2 protein-coding genes are annotated in these 1587 nt (G+C 73.7%); both read left to right on the forward strand.

The features are described from left to right. The first annotated feature begins 266 nt into the window (after nt 1-266). Nucleotides 267-635, forward strand: coding sequence for a holo-ACP synthase (locus AB0C29_RS47580; RefSeq protein ID WP_360834870.1), 369 nt, complete (start codon nt 267-269; stop codon nt 633-635). A gap of 19 nt (nt 636-654) precedes the next feature. Further along, the coding region (locus tag AB0C29_RS47585) for an NAD(P)H-hydrate epimerase (RefSeq protein WP_360834872.1) at nt 655-1587 on the forward strand (933 nt) is incomplete at its 3' end.

The following is a 1587-nucleotide window of genomic DNA, read 5'->3' on the forward strand; positions in this document are numbered from 1 at the left end:
GCTCGGCGGTGGGGGCGGATCAGTGCTGATCCGCGCGGCTGTCGCGGACAGCGCCCGGGCCCAGGCGCGGACCGCGGTGGCGTCAACTTCGAGCTCGGACGTCATCGGCAACCTCCAGATCGCAACGGGTACGGCCGACGACGTTAGGGGAGTTCAGCCCCTCGGATTTCGCCCCTGTGGACAAGCCGCGGTGGGCGTACCCCGGTTGTCCACAGGCCTGGCGCACGACCGGTCGCGACCAATCGCGGGCCGCTAGGGTTGCTCGTGTGATCGTGTCTGTGGGGATCGACGTCGTGCTGGTGGACCGGTTCGCCAAGGCGCTGGAGCGCACGCCGCTGCTCGCCGACCGGCTCTTCACCGACTCCGAGCGCATGACGTCCTCCGGCAACCCGCGGTCGCCCGAGTCGCTGGCCGCGCGGTTCGCGGCCAAGGAGGCCGTCGCCAAAGCGCTCGGCGCACCGGCCGGGCTGCGCTGGCACGACTGTGAAGTGGTCACCGATCCGGACGGACGGCCCTGGCTGACCGTCTCCGGTACGGTCGCGGCGGTGGCGGCCGAACGGGGCGTCAGCCGCTGGCACCTGTCGCTGTCGCACGACGGCGGCATCGCTTCCGCGATGGTCGTCGCGGAGGCCTGAGTTACCTGGGGGTTGGAGCATGCGGCAGGCGTGGCGCGTGGCGGACGTCCGCGCGGCGGAGAAAGCCCTGATGGCGACCCTGCCGTCGGGCACGCTCATGCAGCGCGCGGCGGCCGGTCTGGCCCGCCGGTGTGCCCTGCTGCTGCAGGAGTCCGGCGGTGTCTACGGCGCCACGGTGCTGCTGCTGGTCGGCAGCGGTGACAACGGCGGTGACACGCTCTACGCGGGTGCCACGCTCGCCGCGCGCGGTGCGGGTGTGCGAGCCGTGCTGCTGCGGCCCGACCGGGTGCACCTCGCCGGCCTCGCCGCCCTGCGCCGCGCGGGTGGCGTCACGGTCACCGACCTGCCCGGCAAGGTGGATCTGGTGGTCGACGGCATCGTCGGCATCGGGGCCAGCGGCGGTCTTCGGCCGGAGGCGACCGTGCTGGTCGAGCGCCTGCCGAAGCTCCGCGGCCGCGACGGGGTACGGCCGCCGGTCGTCGCCGTGGACGTGCCCAGCGGGGTCGCCGTCGACACCGGTGACGTGCCGGGTGATGCCGTGCACGCCGACGTCACCGTCACTTTCGGCTGCCTGAAGCCCGCGCACGTCGTCGGTCCGGCCGCGGCCCTGGCGGGCCAGGTCGAGCTGATCGACATCGGCCTGGGTGCGACGCTGCACGCCGACCCGGCGGTACGCGTGCCCGACGCCGCCGACATCGCCGCCTGGTGGCCCAGGCCGAACGAGACCTCGGACAAGTACAGCCGGGGTGTCGTGGGGGTGGCCACCGGCTCCGCGACGTACCCGGGTGCTGCTGTGCTGTCCGTCACCGGTGCCCTCGCCGGCCCGACCGGCATGGTGCGTTACGCGGGCACCGCCGACCGGGAGGTGTTGCGCCAGCACCCGCCAGGCGTAGGGCCGTCGTCCGCTCGCGGACACTCGGCCGTCACCCCACGTTTGTCACCCCGCGCGGAT

It is taken from the genome of Actinoplanes sp. NPDC048791 (genome assembly GCF_040650095.1).
Taxonomy (GTDB): domain Bacteria; phylum Actinomycetota; class Actinomycetes; order Mycobacteriales; family Micromonosporaceae; genus Actinoplanes.